This window comes from Kitasatospora sp. NPDC058492 (assembly GCF_042720685.1).
Lineage (GTDB): Bacteria > Actinomycetota > Actinomycetes > Streptomycetales > Streptomycetaceae > Kitasatospora.
The window spans coordinates 1-13,109 of the sequence record NZ_JBHXMU010000025.1; the positions used below are offsets into that span (position 1 = coordinate 1).

At 73.1% G+C, this 13,109-nt stretch carries 13 protein-coding genes; 8 read left to right on the forward strand and 5 right to left on the reverse strand.

Translation table 11 applies throughout. The features are described 5' to 3' along the window. Window positions 1-30: 30 nt before the first annotated feature. The 3 genes from ACFWPI_RS18195 to ACFWPI_RS18205 all read right to left on the reverse strand — a co-directional run bounded on the left by ACFWPI_RS18195 (window position 31) and on the right by ACFWPI_RS18205 (window position 2,533). Complete coding sequence (locus tag ACFWPI_RS18195) at window positions 31-300, reverse strand: hypothetical protein (RefSeq protein ID WP_380370449.1); 270 nt, start codon at window positions 298-300, stop codon at window positions 31-33. 161 nt (window positions 301-461) lie between these two features. Continuing rightward, complete coding sequence (gene kynU / locus ACFWPI_RS18200; protein ID WP_380370452.1) at window positions 462-1,688, reverse strand: kynureninase; 1,227 nt, start codon at window positions 1,686-1,688, stop codon at window positions 462-464. A gap of 14 nt (window positions 1,689-1,702) precedes the next feature. After that, on the reverse strand, window positions 1,703-2,533 hold the full coding sequence (locus ACFWPI_RS18205) for a tryptophan 2,3-dioxygenase (RefSeq protein WP_380370455.1): 831 nt from the start codon (window positions 2,531-2,533) through the stop codon (window positions 1,703-1,705). 215 nt (window positions 2,534-2,748) lie between these two features. Here ACFWPI_RS18205 and ACFWPI_RS18210 point away from each other — a divergent pair, with 215 nt between their 5' ends. Beyond that, window positions 2,749-3,192: an Lrp/AsnC family transcriptional regulator gene (locus tag ACFWPI_RS18210; RefSeq protein WP_063347413.1), complete on the forward strand. Its 444-nt coding sequence runs from the start codon at window positions 2,749-2,751 to the stop codon at window positions 3,190-3,192. Between the two features lie 102 nt (window positions 3,193-3,294). Then, window positions 3,295-3,840 carry an NADPH-dependent FMN reductase gene (locus ACFWPI_RS18215; protein ID WP_380370457.1) on the forward strand — a complete coding sequence of 182 codons (546 nt, stop codon included), beginning with the start codon at window positions 3,295-3,297 and terminating at the stop codon, window positions 3,838-3,840. A gap of 31 nt (window positions 3,841-3,871) precedes the next feature. On the opposite strand, the gene ACFWPI_RS18220 is transcribed toward ACFWPI_RS18215, so the two are convergent. After that, window positions 3,872-4,504, reverse strand: coding sequence for a MarC family protein (locus ACFWPI_RS18220; protein WP_063347411.1), 633 nt, complete (start codon window positions 4,502-4,504; stop codon window positions 3,872-3,874). 200 nt (window positions 4,505-4,704) lie between these two features. Here ACFWPI_RS18220 and ACFWPI_RS18225 point away from each other — a divergent pair, with 200 nt between their 5' ends. The 3 genes from ACFWPI_RS18225 to ACFWPI_RS18235 all read left to right on the forward strand — a co-directional run bounded on the left by ACFWPI_RS18225 (window position 4,705) and on the right by ACFWPI_RS18235 (window position 8,227). Continuing rightward, a complete protein-coding gene (locus ACFWPI_RS18225) occupies window positions 4,705-5,265 on the forward strand; it encodes a DoxX family protein (protein ID WP_063347410.1) in 561 nt (186 codons plus the stop codon). A gap of 163 nt (window positions 5,266-5,428) precedes the next feature. After that, window positions 5,429-6,064 (forward strand): hypothetical protein, encoded by a 636-nt coding sequence (locus tag ACFWPI_RS18230; protein WP_380370460.1) that lies wholly within the window; start codon window positions 5,429-5,431, stop codon window positions 6,062-6,064. A gap of 333 nt (window positions 6,065-6,397) precedes the next feature. Further along, window positions 6,398-8,227: a glycosyl hydrolase family 18 protein gene (locus ACFWPI_RS18235; protein WP_079135560.1), complete on the forward strand. Its 1,830-nt coding sequence runs from the start codon at window positions 6,398-6,400 to the stop codon at window positions 8,225-8,227. 158 nt (window positions 8,228-8,385) lie between these two features. Here ACFWPI_RS18235 and ACFWPI_RS18240 read toward each other — a convergent pair whose 3' ends face one another. Then, window positions 8,386-8,946 (reverse strand): MarR family winged helix-turn-helix transcriptional regulator, encoded by a 561-nt coding sequence (locus ACFWPI_RS18240; protein ID WP_380370463.1) that lies wholly within the window; start codon window positions 8,944-8,946, stop codon window positions 8,386-8,388. Window positions 8,947-9,093: 147 nt separating this feature from the next. On the opposite strand from ACFWPI_RS18240, the gene ACFWPI_RS18245 reads away from it, so the two are divergent. The 3 genes from ACFWPI_RS18245 (at window position 9,094) to ACFWPI_RS18255 (ending at window position 13,014) form a co-directional block, all read left to right on the forward strand. Beyond that, a complete protein-coding gene (locus tag ACFWPI_RS18245) occupies window positions 9,094-10,398 on the forward strand; it encodes an MFS transporter (protein WP_363372327.1) in 1,305 nt (434 codons plus the stop codon). Between the two features lie 232 nt (window positions 10,399-10,630). After that, window positions 10,631-12,247, forward strand: coding sequence for a dolichyl-phosphate-mannose--protein mannosyltransferase (locus ACFWPI_RS18250; RefSeq protein ID WP_380370468.1), 1,617 nt, complete (start codon window positions 10,631-10,633; stop codon window positions 12,245-12,247). A gap of 50 nt (window positions 12,248-12,297) precedes the next feature. Then, a complete protein-coding gene (locus tag ACFWPI_RS18255) occupies window positions 12,298-13,014 on the forward strand; it encodes an ABC transporter permease (RefSeq protein WP_380370612.1) in 717 nt (238 codons plus the stop codon). Window positions 13,015-13,109 lie beyond the last annotated feature (95 nt).

Consider the following 13,109-nt stretch of genomic DNA (forward strand, 5'->3'; position numbering starts at 1 on the left):
GCCCAGCACGGGCGAGGGGCCGACGGCGGCTCAGCGGGAGCGGAAGAAGCGGTCCACCGTGCGGCGGCCGGCGGCGACGGCGTGCACCGGTTCGCCGACCACCCGGCCGGCCTCGGCTTCGGCGCGGATGGCGTCGGCGCGTTCGGTGCGGCCCCCGGTCGCGTCCCACCGCTCGGCCTGGGCCCGCTCGACGCGGGGGAGGAGGCGGTGGCCCAGCGTCCACGTGATCAGGAAGAGCAGGGTCAACCCCAGGGCCAGCATGAAGGGTTCGGGCTCAAGCGGTCCGAGTTCGATGTTCATGCAAACCTCCCTTTGCGGCTGACGGTGAGTCAACCGGGAGGCTTCCCAAGGATGATGGGGGTCGAACTTTACCTGAACATGACCTGCGTCACTGTCCCGTGACGGACTGTCCGCCGACGCCAGGCCCGGACCGCGCCGGGCCCGGGCCGTGGCGCCGGGCCTCAGGTCACCTCGCCCCGGCGGGAGAACCGCTCCTCCCGCCACTCCCCGCCGGCCAGCACCTCGGCCAGCTCCCGGGCCGCGTCCCAGACGTCGGTGTACGAGAGGTACAGCGGGGTGAAGCCGAACCGCATGAGGTCGGGCGCACGGAAGTCCCCGATCACGCCGCGCGCGATCAGCGCCTGCATCACCGGGTAGCCGTCGGCGTGTCGCAGCGCGACCTGGCTGCCCCGCCGGGCGTGCTCGCGCGGGGTCACCACGTCGATCCCGTCCAGGCCCTCGACCAGTCCGATGAACAGGTCGGTCAGGGCCAGGCTCTTCGCCCGGACGGCGGCCGGGTCGGCGCGCTCCCAGACGTCCAGGCTCGCGCCCAGTGCGGCCTGTCCGAGCAGTGACGGCGAACTGGTCAGGAAGCGTCCGATGCCCGGCTTGGGGTCGTACCCGGGCTCGAAGGCGAACGGGCGGGCGTGCCCGAACCAGCCGCTCAGCGGCTGCCGCGGGCCGGCCGCCAGGTGCCGCTCCGCGGCGTACAGGAAGGCCGGCGAACCGGGGCCGCCGTTCAGGTACTTGTAGGTGCAGCCGACCGCGAAGTCCGCGCCCGCGGCGCCGAGTTCGACCGGCAGCGCGCCCACCGAGTGGCAGACGTCCCAGATCATCAGCGCGCCCGCGGCCTGCACCCGGGCGGTGATCCCGGGCAGGTCCAGCAGCTCGCCGGTGCGGTAGTCCACGTGCGAGAGGACGACCGCGGCGACGTCGCCGTCCAGGTGCCGGTCCAGCTCCTCCGGCCGGACCAGCACGCTGCGCGCGCCCTCGACCAGGCCGGTGGCGCCCTCGGCGATGTACAGGTCGGTCGGGAACGCCTCGCCGTCGCCCAGCACCGTGCGCCGCCCGGGGCGCAGCCGCAGCGCGGCGACGAGCACCTTGAACAGGTTCACCGAGGTGGTGTCGCAGACCACCACCTCCTCCGGGCCGGCCCCGACCAGCGGGGCGATCCGCCGCCCCAGCCGGTAGGGCTGCTCGAACCAGCCGGCGTCGTTCCAGCTGCGGATCAGCTCCCGGCCCCACTCCTCCTCGACCACCTGCCGCACCCGCTCCGCGGTGCGCACCGGCAGCGCGCCGAGCGAGTTCCCGTCCAGGTAGACCACCCCGTCCGGCAGGGCGAACTCCTTGCGGAACGCCGCCAGCGGGTCGACGGCGTCCAGCGCCGCGCACTCCTCGCGTGTGACCATGCCCATCCCCTCGTTCACAGCTCGTCCCGGATCGTCCACAGCTCCGGGAAGACGTCCTGCTCGGCGGACCTGCGCAGCCAGCTCAGCCCGCTGGAGCCGCCCGAGCCGGGCTTGCCGCCCATGGTCCGCTTGACCGCGGACAGGTGGCGCTGGCGCCAGCGGGTGACCCGCTCGGCGACGTCCAGCAGCGCCTCGGCGAGCGGCTGCAGGTCGGCGTGCTCCGGGTCGGTGTAGACCAGGCGCCAGGCCGCGGCGACCTCGTCGCTGGCGCGGTAGCGCTGCTCGGAGGGCTCCGGGTGCAGCGGCAGGCCGCGCCGGGCCAGCAGGGCCAGCGCGTCGTCGTACAGGCCGGGGGAGCGCAGGGCCTCGGTCAGCTCGGCCTGCGTCCGCGGCATCCCGTCGTACATCGCGAGCAGTGCGGCGTTCTTGTTGCCGAGCAGGAACTCCAGGTGCAGGAAGGCCGCGGACTGGAAGCCGGAGGCCTGGCCGAACTCCGCGCGGAAGCCGTTGAACTCCTGCGGCGTCATGGTGGCCAGCAGGTCCCAGGACTCCACCAGCACGTCCTGCGCGTGGGTGCCGCGCCGCAGCGCGGCCAGCGCGGTGGGCAGGTCGTCCTCGCGCAGCGCGCGCTGGGCGAGCGTCCACTCGTGCCGCAGCAGGTCGAACAGCAGCTCCATCACCTGCGTGGTGACGATGAACGACAGCTCGGCCGGCACCTTGCTGCGCGGGTGCTGCAGGCTGTGCAGCTCGTCCAGGCACACGTAGCGGGCGTACGGGGTGCCCCGATCCGGCTCCCCGCGCCGACCGAACGACAGGCTGGGCGTCTCCACCGTGTCGTGCCCCATCCCGATTCCTCCTGATCCACCCGGGCCCGTCGCCCGGACCGGCGACCAGACGGACGGCCTGGTTCCACCGGGGTGCCCATTGTGCGGCGGTGCGACCCCCCGGTTGAATGGTCGACGGACACCGCAACCGCGATCCGGGCTGTCGTTCGCGAGGCGTTCGGCCGATTCGCTTTACGATCGCGAAACCACCCATTCCAGTCACTCCGGGAGCCGCCATGGACGCCGTCGACCGCCGCCTGCTGGCCGAGTTGCAGACCGACGCCAGGCTCTCCTACAACGAACTCTCCCGCCGGGTGAGCCTGTCCGCACCCGCGGTGGCCGAACGGGTCCGCCGACTGGAGTCCGACGGCGTGATCACCGGGTACCACGCCCACGTGGACCTCAGCCGGGCCGGACTGCCGATCACCGCGCTGGTCCAGATCCAGTGCTACGGCCCGCGCTGCGTGCTGCGCGACCCCCAGGTGGCCGCCTGGCCGGAGGTGCTCCAGCTGCACCGGGTCACCGGCGGGGCCTGCTGCGCGCTGCTGGTCGCGGTGCCCACGATGGCCGATTTCGAGGCCCTGTGCGACCGGCTCGGCGGCTACGGCCAGCCGTCCAGCTCGATGATCCTCTCCAGCCCGGTGCCCTGGCGGCCGGTGGTCGCGCCCGCCGGGGCGTAGCGCCGTGGAGCTGTGAAGCCGTAGTGCCGTCGCCCCGGCGCGGCGCCACGGCGCCGGCACGGCCGCCGAGCGGCCCGGGGCCGGAACGGTAGGTTCCTCGGCATGCCGAACGAGCGTCACATCCTGCTGCTGCCCGGGAGCCTGCGGGCCGGTTCCACCAACGAGACCGTGCTGCGCACCGCCGCCGCCGTGGCCGCCGCCACCCCGGGCCTGCGGGCCACCTACTACGCCGGGCTGGCCGGCCTGCCGCACTTCAACCCGGACCACGACACCGACCCGCTGCCCGGGCCGGTGGCCGCCCTGCGCGCCGCCGTCGAGGCCGCCGACGCGCTGCTGGTCTGCACCCCCGAGTACGCCGGGACGCTGCCCGGCTCCTTCAAGAACCTGCTGGACTGGACGGTCGGCGGGACGGAGATCGCGGACAAGCCCGCCGGCTGGATCAACGCGGCCGGCCCGGGCCGGGGTCAGGGCGCGGAGGCCACCCTGCGCACCGTCCTCGGTTACACCGGCGCGGCCGTGGTGGACGGGGCCTGCGTCCGCATCCCGCTGGACCGCGGGGCGGTCGGCCCGGACGGGCTGGTCGCCGATCCGCTGGTGCGGGAGCGGATCGGCGAGGTGCTGGCCCGGCTGGCGGCCGCCGCGGTCTGACGGGTGGCGGTCTGACGGGCGGCGGCCGGGCTCAGTGCCCTTCGGGCATGTGCACCCCGAGCCCGGCCAGGCCGGTCAGGAACAGCTCCACGCCGACCGCCGCGAGCAGCAGCCCGAGCAGCCGGGAGAGCACCTCCAGCGAGGTGCGGTGGGTGCGCTGCATCAGCGGCGCCAGCAGGGCCACGCAGACGTAGTTGATCACCACGACCGCGAGGTAGGCCCCGCCGATGGTGGCCTTCCAGCCCCAGTCGTTGCGGGCGAGCGAGGCGACCAGCACGGCGGTGACCGCGAGCGGGCTGGCGATGTACGGCAGCAGCAGTTCGCGGATGCCGTCCACCATCGGGTTCGGCAGGTGGTCGCCGTCCTCGCTCTCGCCGCCGAGGTGGACGCCGAAGACCAGCGCGACCGCGTAGATGAAGAAGATCGCCCCACCGGCGAGCTGCAGCGACTGGTCGCTGATGTGGAAGAGCGTGGTGACCTCGTCCGCGGTGAAGCCGAGCACCAGGCCGATCACCGCCGAGATGACCGTGCTCCACGCCGCCAGCCGCCGCAGTTCCCGGGTGCTCCGGGTGGAGGCCAGCCGGGCGAAGGCCAGCAGGACCTTGGGCGGGCCGACCACGGCGAAGAAGGTGATGAAGGCGCTGCTCAGATTGAAGACGAACATGCGCCAAGCATGACCGCGGAGGCTGGTGCGGCCGCTCCGCCACGCCACGCCCCGCGGTCGGGCGTGGCGTGAATCTCGTCGGGGGGCGGTTCATTCCCGGTCGCCGGCGAATTCGCCCGGATGGCCGTCCCGGCTCGAACGGGTGCGCGCTCTCGGCTCCCATGGAAGTCGGATCACCTGCCCGGGAGCGAGGATGCGACATGTGTCTGAACCGTAAGGACCTGGGCCTGCTGGCCCTGCGCGGCGCGGTCGGCGGGGTGCTGATCGCGCACGGCACCCAGAAGCTGTTCGGCTGGTTCGGCGGCGGCGGCCTGGAGGGCACCGCCCAGGCGATGGAGCACATGGGCTTCCACCCCGGCCGGCAGAGCGCCATCGCGGCGGGCGCCGGTGAGGCGGGCGGCGGCGTGTTGCTGGTCGCCGGGCTGGCCACCGGGGCGGCCGGCGCGGTGGTGGCCGGGACGATGGCCGGCGCGGTGGCGGTGCACGCCCCCGGGGGCTTCTTCGCGACCTCCGGCGGCTACGAGTACCCGGCCTTCCTCGGCGCGGCCGGGTTGGCGCTCGGCCTGGCCGGTCCGGGGCGGTACTCGCTGGACCACCTGACCTGCCACGTCCTCGACCGGCCGTGGATGGGCCTGGCGGCCTTCGCGGGGTCCGTCGCCGGGGCGTACGGCGTGGTGGCGCGGCGCCGGCACGTGGTGCGGCTGCGCGAGGAGCGGGCCGCGATGGAGGCGGACGCGCAGGAGGGCTCGGGGCTGTCCTGACGCGCCGGCGGCCCCAGGTCCTGTCCGGGGGCGGCCCGCGCCGGCCTGCTAGCCCGGGTCACCCGGAGGCACCAGTCCTGCTGGCGGCCCCCGGGCGGCCCTCGGAGGGTGGGCGGGGAGGCGTGCCGGGCAGCCCGGCGCCGAGGCAGAAACGAGGGACCGCATGGACCGCCTGGACCGCATGGACCGCCAGCCGCTCACCCGGATCGGTTCGAGGCCGCGGGTCACCGCACGGCACCTGGACGCGCCGCCGGTGCGCCGCCAACGCCGGTCGGTGGCCGGGGTGTTGGCCGCCACCATGGTCGCCGCGGTGGCGCTGGCGGGCTGCTCCTCCGGAAAGAGCGCGAGCAGCGTGGCCACCTCGGCCTCCGCCGCGATCGAGCGGGGCGCCTCGGCCGCCGCGTCCGCCGCCTCGGCGCTGGCCTCGGTGGCGGGCGGGGCGGGGGCGGTGATCGCCTCGGCGGAGGCGCGGGCCTCGGCGGCGGTGTCGGCGGCCTCCTCGGCGGTCTCCGGGATCAAGGGCGGGCTGGACGCCAAGGGGGACGTGGCCGTCGGGGCGGTGAGCACCGGCTCGGACGGCAGGGCGCAGGTGGAGCTGACCGTCACCAACCACGGGCAGCAGTCGTACCGGTACGTGATCCAGGTCGACTTCACCGACGACTCCGGCTCGGTGCAGGACGCGACCGCGGTGACGGTCCAGGACGTGGCGGCCGGCCGGAGCGCCCAGGCCACCGCGCGCAGCAACCGGGACCTCTCGGGCAGCCTGAAGGCCGTGGTGGCGAACGCGCTGCGCTACTGACTCCCGCTACTGGCGCGCAGGTCAGCGCGGGTGTCCGGCGGGGGCCGAACCTTAAGCGCGGCTCAAGGCCCAACGGGACCCCTTGACGGGGGAGTTGGTCTAGTCCATTTTTATTGCCCAGGTGCAGGGAGCCCCTGAACCGGCGTCAACGGCCTCGTGCCGCGGGCGCCGGTTCGGCACATCCCGGTGTCCGTCCAGGCCCGATCCCGCTGATCCCGCTCGATTCCCCGCACGATTCCCCGCACTGAGCTGTCATGTCCCGGTCGCCCGACCCCACCTCGGGCGCATCCCCACGGGACGACGCAAACCCCCACAACCAGGAGTCACGCACCCATGCTGCGTTCACGCATTGAAAGGGCCGGGACCCCGGCTCCGACGGGCGGCCGTCGACGCCGCCCGAAGAGCCTGGCCGCCGTCGCGGCCGGCACCGCCGCCTCCGTGCTGCTCGGCGCGGGCCTCGCGCTGACCGGCGGCGCCGCGGCCAACGCCGCGACCACCAACACCACCGGCGCGGCCGCCACCAGCGGCGGCATCAAGGTCGCCTACTACGACCAGTGGTCGGTCTACGCCAACGCGTACTACCCGAAGACGATCCAGGACACCGGCGTGGCCGGGAAGCTCGACTACCTGATCTACGACTTCGGGAACATCCACCCGACCGACCTGGGCTGTTTCGAGGCGACCAAGGCCGCCGACACGAACGACAACAACCCCAACGCGGGTGACGGCGCGGCCGACGCGTTCGCCGACTACCAGAAGAGCTTCGGCGCGGACATCTCGGTCGACGGCGTCGGCGACGTCTGGAACCAGCCGATCGCGGGCAACTTCAACCAGCTGAAGAAGCTGAAGGCGAAGAACCCCAACCTCAAGATCCTGCTCTCGCTGGGTGGTTGGACCTACTCCAAGTACTTCTCGCCGGCGGCCGCCACGGACGCCTCGCGCAAGCACCTGGTCTCGTCCTGCCTCGACATGTTCATCAAGGGCAACCTCCCGAGCGACGCCGGCTACGGCGGCCCGGGCACCGGCGCCGGTGTCTTCGACGGCATCGACATCGACTGGGAGTACCCGGGCGGCGGCGGCCACACCGGCAACATCTCCAGCCCGGCCGACAAGCAGAACTTCACGGCGCTGCTGAAGGAGTTCCGCACCCAGCTGGACGCCCAGGGCAAGGCCGACAACAAGACCTACGCCCTGTCGGCGGCGGTCGGCGCCGGCCAGGACAAGATCATGAACGTCGAGACCGACAAGATCGGTCAGTACCTCACCTTCCTCGACGTCATGACCTACGACATGCACGGCGGCTGGGACGCCCAGGGGCCGACCAACCACCAGGCCGCGCTCTACGCGGGCCCGAACGACCCGTCGACCCCGGTCAAGCCGGGCCACGGCAAGTACTCGATCGACAACGCGATCAAGGCGTGGACGGTCGGCGACGCGGACTACGGGATCCCCGGCGGCTTCCCCGCGAACAAGATCAACATGGGTGTGCCGTTCTACTACCGCGGCTGGACCGGCGTCCAGAACAACGGCAAGAACGGCCTGTTCCAGCCCGCCGCCAGCCCGGCGACCGGCGCGGCGATGTCCGGCAACGTCCCCGGCATCCAGATGTACAAGGAGCTCGCGGGCTTCGTCGACAACCCGTCCAAGACCTTCTGGGACGACGACGCCAAGGCCACGTACTTCTACGACGGCAACACCTTCTGGAGCGGTGAGGACACCCGGTCGATCCAGGCCAAGCTGGACTACGCGCACTGCAACGGCCTCGGCGGCTCCTTCGCCTTCTCGCTGTACGACCTGGGCACCAAGACCGGCCTGTTCGACACGATGGTGAACGCCACCAACGGCTCCGCCGCCGGTTGCCCGGCCCCGCCGACCGGCACCCCGAGCAGCACGGCGACCCCGACCCAGACCCCGACCGGCACGCCCACGGGCACGCCGACCGGCACCCCCACGGGTACCCCGACCGGTACCCCCACCGGCACCCCGACCTCGCCGGCCGGCTGCCCGGCCGCCCCGAGCTGGGACGCCAACACCACCTACGCGGCCGGCGGCACCAAGGTCTCGTGGAAGGGCCACTACTACACCAACAAGTGGTGGACCAAGGGCGACGACCCGAGCCAGGGCGGCCAGTGGGGCGTCTGGACCGACAACGGCGCCTGCTGACCCTTCGGGCGGCATGAGCTGAGGGCCTGACGGACCTTCGCAGCACCTGAACCAAGCAGTCCGGCCCGCCGGGGGAGCACCCCTGGCGGGCCGGACTCGTTGCGTTTCGGGGGCGCGACCCGGGCGTGCGATCCGGGAGTGCAACCCGGGCGCGCGGCTCAGGCCGGGTCGGCGGTGCGCCCGAGCGCGTCCGGCCGGCTCTCCTCGATCCGTCGCAGCATCCGCGCCAGGATCGCGGACAGCACGGCCCGCTCCTCGCCCGTGACGTCCTGGAGCAGCTCCTCCTCGAACACCGCCGCCATCCGCATCGACTCCAGCCACTTGTCGCGGCCGTTGTCGGTGAGCTCGATGATCACCCGGACCCGGTTGGTCTCGTCGCGCTCCCGGGTGACCAGGTCCTCGGCCACCATCCGGTCGATCCGGTGCGTCATCGCGGCCGGGGTGAGCCCGAGCCGCTTGGCCAGCTCGCCCGGTCCGAGCTGGTACGGGCTGCCGGAGACCACCAGCGCCTTGAGCACCTCCCACTCGGCGGCCGTGATTCCCAGCACAGTCAGCTGCCGGTCGTAGGCCACGCCCATCCGTCGGGCGACCCGGGACAGGGTCTGCACGATGGTCTCCACCTGGGGGTCCACGGTGGGGAATTCCCGCTGGTAGACGGCCACCTGCTCGGCGATGCCGAGCTCCCTGGCGGTGGCCGGCGCGGGCTTGTCCGTAGTCATGCGGACCAGTGTCGCACGGAGGCGTGAATCCCTTAAGCCTTTGACTCAACACTCTTCTGGTGCTAAGACTTTATCTTGTCAAACTTTAGCTCTGAAATCTTCTGGACCTTAAGAGTATCCAGTTGAATCCAGGAAGGGATGTGCACGGTGACCGGCACGGTGAAGCAGCAGAGGCGGCAGCGACGCGGGGCGGGCGGCCCGCTGCGCCGCGTCCAGATCGGCAACGCGCTCAGCGCGTTCGGCAGCGGCTTCACGATGCCGTACATGTTCGTGTACGTGGACCAAGTGCGCGGGCTGGGTTCGCTGGCGGCCGGGATGGTGTTCACCGTCTTCGCGCTGGCGGCGCTCGCCGTCCTCCCGTTCACCGGTCGCGGCATCGACAGGTACGGGCCCCGCCCGGTCCTGCTGGCCGGCACGGCGCTCGCCGCCACCGGCGCGTTCGCCTTCGGTCACGCCACCGGCACCCCGGCCCTGCTGGTCTCCTCCTTCCTGTTCGGCGCGGGTGTCACCACCTGCCAGCCGGCGCTCGCCACGATGATCGTCCGCTGCTCGACGGCCGCGACCCGCTCGCACGCCTTCGCGCTCCAGTTCACCCTGGTCAACCTGGGCATGGGCATCGGCGCCCTGGTCGGCGGCCAGATCGTGAACGTCGCCGACCCGGCCAGCCTCACCCGGCTGTTCACCATCGAGGCGGCGACCTTCCTCGGCCTGGCCCTGGTCACCGGCACCGCCCGGATGCCGGCCAACCCGCTGATTCCCCTCCAGGAGAAGAGCGACGGCCCGACCGGCCTGCGCGCGCTGGTCGCCGACAAGGCGATGCTGCGGCTCTGCGCGCTCGCCGGGCTGATCTTCTTCACCTGCTACGGCCAGTTCGAGTCCGGCGTCGCGGCCTTCGCCACCGACACCGTCGGCACGCCGCCCTCCACCCTGGGCTTCGCGATCGGCGCCAACGCGCTGACCATCGTCGTCCTGCAGATGTTCATGGTGCGGATCACCGCGCGCCGCCGCCGCACCACCGCGATGGCCGCGGCCGGCGTGGTCTGGCTCGGCGCCTGGGCGATGGCCCTGGTGGCTGGCCTGATCCGGACCGAGACCATGGCCGCCACGGTCGCGATCGTCTCGATCTACGCCCTGTTCGGCGTCGGCGAGTCGCTGCTCGCGCCCACCATGGGCCCGATCGTCGCCGACCTCGCCCCGGCCCGGCTGCTCGGCACCTACAACTCCGGGTACGCCCTGGTGAAGCAGATCGCCATCGCGGTCGGCCCCGCCGTCGGCGTGCTGCTGGTCGGCTCCGGCACCTGGCCGCTCTACCTCGCGGCCATGGCGGGCTCCACGTTGCTGGTCGTCGTCCTGGCGCTGCGGCTGCGCCCGTACCTCACGCCGGAGCAGGACAACGCGGCCCCGGCCGTGGTCCGCACCACGGTCGTCCGGGAGCTGCAGACGGCGGCGTGACCGCCGACGGGGGGCTGCGGACGGCGGCGTGACCGCCGACGAGGAGTTGCGGACGGCGGCGTGACCGCCGATCGAACAGGCGTGCCGACGGGCGCCGACCGGGTCACCTGGCCGGCGCCCGTCGCGCTTGGCTTCGCGACCACCGCCACATAGTGTCAGTGGCTGTTGGCCGCCCGGCCCGGTCGGTACAGGAGACCCGGCCGGCACAGGAGACAGGCGAATCGGCGAGGCAATGACGCAAGCGGCGCTCACGCACCCCCCGGCGGCCCAGGCCCCGGCCCCCGCCGCCCCGGCACCGGCCCGGGGCCGGCTGCTCCGCCTGTCGGCCGACTGGTCCGGCTGGCTCGGGCCGATCGGCGTCGCGCTCTTCGCCGGCCTGCTGCGGTTCTGGAACCTCGGCTACCCCAACGCCTTCGTCTTCGACGAGACGTACTACCCCAAGGACGCCTGGTCGCTGCTGCGGCAGGGCTACGAGGGCAGCTGGCCGGACCACGCCAACACCGACGTCCTGGCCGTCCCGCAGCACATCCCGCTCACCTCCGCGCCCGAGTTCATCGCCCACCCGCCGCTCGGCAAATGGGTGATGGCGATCGGCGAACAGCTGTTCGGCATGCACCCCTTCGGCTGGCGGTTCATGACCGCCCTGCTCGGCACCGTCACCGTGCTGATGCTCGCCCGGATCGGCCGCCGGCTCTTCGGCTCCACCCTGATCGGCTGCACCGCGGCCCTGCTGATGGCCGTCGACGGCCTCCAACTGGTGATGAGCCGGGTCGGGCTGCTCGACGGCATCCAGATGTTCTTCGTGCTCGCCGCCTTCGGCAGCCTCCTGATCGACCGCGACCACGTCCGCGCCCGGCTGGCCGGCGTCACCGACGGCGACCGCGCCCGGCTCGGCCTGCGCCCCTGGCGGATCGCCGCCGGGGTGCTCCTCGGCGCCGCCTGCGCCGTCAAGTGGAACGGCGCGATGATCCTCGCCGCCTTCGGCCTGCTGACCGTCCTGTGGGACCAGTCCGGCCGCCGTGGGGCCGGCGCCCGCCGCCCCTGGCGCTCGATGCTGCGCCGCGACGCCGTCCCCGCCTTCCTCGCCATGGTCGGCTCCGCCCTGGTGGTGTACGTCGGCGCCTGGGCCGGCTGGCTCGCCAGCGGCGGCAACGGCGAGGGCGGGTACGACCGGCACTGGGCCGACGGCCGCCCCGGCCTGTCCCCGGACACCTTCCTCGGCGTCCCGCTGCCGCAGGTGTCGATGAGCTGGGTGCCCGCGTCGCTGCGCAGCCTGTGGCACTACCACTCGCAGATGTACGACTTCAACACCGGGCTGAGCACCCCGCACACCTACCAGTCCAACCCCTTCAGCTGGCTGGTCGTCGGCCGTCCCGTCTCCATGTACTGGGAGCAGGTCCCGAACGGGCAGCACGGCTGCACCGCCACCGGCGGCTGCGCGTCCCAGATCCTCGGCCTCGGCACCCCGCTGCTCTGGTGGACGGCCTGCTTCGCCCTGGTCTACCTGCTGTGGCGCTGGTTCTTCCGCCGGGACTGGCGTTCGGGCGCCGTGCTGTGCGCCGTCGCCGGGATCTACCTGCCCTGGTTCCAGTACCAGGAGCGGACCGTCTTCTCCTTCTACATGGTCGTCCTGGTGCCGTTCCTGTGCCTGGCCGTCGCACAGATGCTCGGGGCGATCCTCGGCCCGGCCGGGTGCAGCCCCGAACGCCGCCGGATCGGCGCGGCCGGCGCCGGGCTGATCGTGCTCGCCATCGTCGCCTGCTTCGCCTTCTTCTACCCGCTGTACACGGCGGAGGTGATCCCGATGACGTCCTGGCAGGACCGGATGTGGTTCACCAGCTGGATCTGACACCGGTGCCCCTGTCCGCCGCGGGCGGTCAGCTGCTGCCCGTCACCCCGATGCTCGGGGTGGTCACCGCCGTCCTGCTGCTGGCCGCCGTCGCGGTGGCCGGCCGGGGCCTGCTCGGCCACGGGCACGCGGTGCTGCGGGCCGGACTGCGCGCGGTGGTGCAACTGGCCGCCGTCGCCGCGGTGATCAGCTGGGTGGTCGGCTCGCTCTGGTGGTCGGCGCTGTTCGTGCTGCTGATGTTCACCGTCGCGGTGCGCACCGCCGGGCGGCGGATGACCCCCGGCCCCGACTGGGTCTGGGCGGCCGCGCCGATCGGCGCCGGCGTGCTGCCGGTGCTCGCCCTGCTGCTGGCCGTCGGACTGCTGCCGGCCAAGGGCCTGTCCGTCATCCCCGTCGCCGGCATCCTGATCGGCGGCGCGCTCACCGCCACCTCGCTGGCCGGGCGGCGCGCCCTCGACGAACTGCGGCAGCGCCGCGGCGAGGTGGAGGCGGCCCTGGCGCTCGGCTTCGAGGACCGCGACGCCCGGCTGGAGATCTGCCGCACCGCCGCCGCGACCTCGCTGGTGCCCGCCCTCGACCAGACCCGGACGGTCGGCCTGGTCACCCTCCCCGGCGCCTTCGTCGGCATGCTGCTCGGCGGCGCCTCGCCCGTCCAGGCGGGGGCGGTGCAGTTGTTCGTGCTGGTCGGGCTGCTGGCGGTGGAGTCGGTGGCGATCGTGGTGGTGCTGGAGCTGGTCGGCCGGGGGCTGGTGAGCGCGGGCCGGTGAGCGCGGGGGCTGGTGAGCGCTGGGGACCGGGCCGGGGCGGGTACCGGACGGGGGCGGGTACCGGGCCGCCTTGGGGACTGGACGCGGTCGGGTAC

What these genes read in the sequence shown, in the direction of transcription:
- ACFWPI_RS18235 (WP_079135560.1), top strand. Translation starts at nt 6,398, where the DNA reads ATGCTGCGTTCACGCATTGAAAGGGCCGGGACCCCGGCTCCGACGGGC.
- ACFWPI_RS18225 (WP_063347410.1), top strand. Translation starts at nt 4,705, where the DNA reads ATGTGTCTGAACCGTAAGGACCTGGGCCTGCTGGCCCTGCGCGGCGCG.
- ACFWPI_RS18220 (WP_063347411.1), bottom strand. Translation starts at nt 4,504, where the DNA reads ATGTTCGTCTTCAATCTGAGCAGCGCCTTCATCACCTTCTTCGCCGTG.
- ACFWPI_RS18205 (WP_380370455.1), bottom strand. Translation starts at nt 2,533, where the DNA reads ATGGGGCACGACACGGTGGAGACGCCCAGCCTGTCGTTCGGTCGGCGC.
- ACFWPI_RS18215 (WP_380370457.1), top strand. Translation starts at nt 3,295, where the DNA reads ATGCCGAACGAGCGTCACATCCTGCTGCTGCCCGGGAGCCTGCGGGCC.
- kynU (WP_380370452.1), bottom strand. Translation starts at nt 1,688, where the DNA reads ATGGTCACACGCGAGGAGTGCGCGGCGCTGGACGCCGTCGACCCGCTG.
- ACFWPI_RS18255 (WP_380370612.1), top strand. Translation starts at nt 12,298, where the DNA reads ATGCTCGGGGTGGTCACCGCCGTCCTGCTGCTGGCCGCCGTCGCGGTG.
- ACFWPI_RS18250 (WP_380370468.1), top strand. Translation starts at nt 10,631, where the DNA reads ATGACGCAAGCGGCGCTCACGCACCCCCCGGCGGCCCAGGCCCCGGCC.
- ACFWPI_RS18230 (WP_380370460.1), top strand. Translation starts at nt 5,429, where the DNA reads ATGGACCGCCTGGACCGCATGGACCGCCAGCCGCTCACCCGGATCGGT.
- ACFWPI_RS18195 (WP_380370449.1), bottom strand. Translation starts at nt 300, where the DNA reads ATGAACATCGAACTCGGACCGCTTGAGCCCGAACCCTTCATGCTGGCC.
- ACFWPI_RS18240 (WP_380370463.1), bottom strand. Translation starts at nt 8,946, where the DNA reads ATGACTACGGACAAGCCCGCGCCGGCCACCGCCAGGGAGCTCGGCATC.
- ACFWPI_RS18210 (WP_063347413.1), top strand. Translation starts at nt 2,749, where the DNA reads ATGGACGCCGTCGACCGCCGCCTGCTGGCCGAGTTGCAGACCGACGCC.